The sequence below is a fragment of the Citrobacter sp. Cpo040 genome (assembly GCF_030332915.1).
GTDB classification, from domain to species: domain Bacteria; phylum Pseudomonadota; class Gammaproteobacteria; order Enterobacterales; family Enterobacteriaceae; genus Citrobacter; species Citrobacter portucalensis.
In genome coordinates this window covers 1,221-2,914 of record NZ_JAOWGX010000037.1, presented here as the reverse complement: position 1 = coordinate 2,914, position 1,694 = coordinate 1,221, and the positions used below count along the sequence as shown (strand labels likewise).

1 rRNA gene (only partly in view) is annotated in these 1,694 nt (G+C 52.1%); it reads left to right on the top strand.

Annotation, left to right across the window (positions count from 1 at the left end):
- Window positions 1-38: 38 nt before the first annotated feature.
- A 23S ribosomal RNA gene (locus tag OGX86_RS18675) occupies window positions 39-1,694 on the top strand (it continues 1,208 nt past the right edge of the window).

Genomic DNA, 1,694 nt, shown 5'->3' with positions numbered 1-1,694 from the left:
GTCGATGATGAATCGAAAGAAACATCTTCGGGTTGTGAGGTTAAGCGACTAAGCGTACACGGTGGATGCCCTGGCAGTCAGAGGCGATGAAGGACGTGCTAATCTGCGATAAGCGTCGGTAAGGTGATATGAACCGTTATAACCGGCGATTTCCGAATGGGGAAACCCAGTGTGATTCGTCACACTATCATTACGTGAATACATAGCGTAATGAAGCGAACCGGGGGAACTGAAACATCTAAGTACCCCGAGGAAAAGAAATCAACCGAGATTCCCCCAGTAGCGGCGAGCGAACGGGGAGCAGCCCAGAGTCTGAATCAGCATGTGTGTTAGTGGAAGCGTCTGGAAAGTCGCACGATACAGGGTGAAAGTCCCGTACACAAAAGTGCATGTGTTGTGAACTCGAAGAGTAGGGCGGGACACGTGGTATCCTGTCTGAATATGGGGGGACCATCCTCCAAGGCTAAATACTCCTGACTGACCGATAGTGAACCAGTACCGTGAGGGAAAGGCGAAAAGAACCCCGGCGAGGGGAGTGAAAAAGAACCTGAAACCGTGTACGTACAAGCAGTGGGAGCACCCTTTGGGGTGTGACTGCGTACCTTTTGTATAATGGGTCAGCGACTTATATTCTGTAGCAAGGTTAACCGAATAGGGGAGCCGAAGGGAAACCGAGTCTTAACTGGGCGTTAAGTTGCAGGGTATAGACCCGAAACCCGGTGATCTAGCCATGGGCAGGTTGAAGGTTGGGTAACACTAACTGGAGGACCGAACCGACTAATGTTGAAAAATTAGCGGATGACTTGTGGCTGGGGGTGAAAGGCCAATCAAACCGGGAGATAGCTGGTTCTCCCCGAAAGCTATTTAGGTAGCGCCTCGTGAACTCATCTTCGGGGGTAGAGCACTGTTTCGGCTAGGGGGTCATCCCGACTTACCAACCCGATGCAAACTGCGAATACCGAAGAATGTTATCACGGGAGACACACGGCGGGTGCTAACGTCCGTCGTGAAGAGGGAAACAACCCAGACCGCCAGCTAAGGTCCCAAAGTCATGGTTAAGTGGGAAACGATGTGGGAAGGCACAGACAGCCAGGATGTTGGCTTAGAAGCAGCCATCATTTAAAGAAAGCGTAATAGCTCACTGGTCGAGTCGGCCTGCGCGGAAGATGTAACGGGGCTAAACCATGCACCGAAGCTGCGGCAGCGACACTATGTGTTGTTGGGTAGGGGAGCGTTCTGTAAGCCGTTGAAGGTGTGTCGTGAGGCATGCTGGAGGTATCAGAAGTGCGAATGCTGACATAAGTAACGATAATGCGGGTGAAAAACCCGCACGCCGGAAGACCAAGGGTTCCTGTCCAACGTTAATCGGGGCAGGGTGAGTCGACCCCTAAGGCGAGGCCGAAAGGCGTAGTCGATGGGAAACAGGTTAATATTCCTGTACTTGGTGTTACTGCGAAGGGGGGACGGAGAAGGCTATGTTAGCCGGGCGACGGTTGTCCCGGTTTAAGCATGTAGGCGGAGGTTCCAGGTAAATCCGGTACCTTTTAACGCTGAGGTGTGATGACGAGGCACTACGGTGCTGAAGTAACAAATGCCCTGCTTCCAGGAAAAGCCTCTAAGCATCAGGTAACACGAAATCGTACCCCAAACCGACACAGGTGGTCAGGTAGAGAATACCAAGGCGCTTGAGAGAA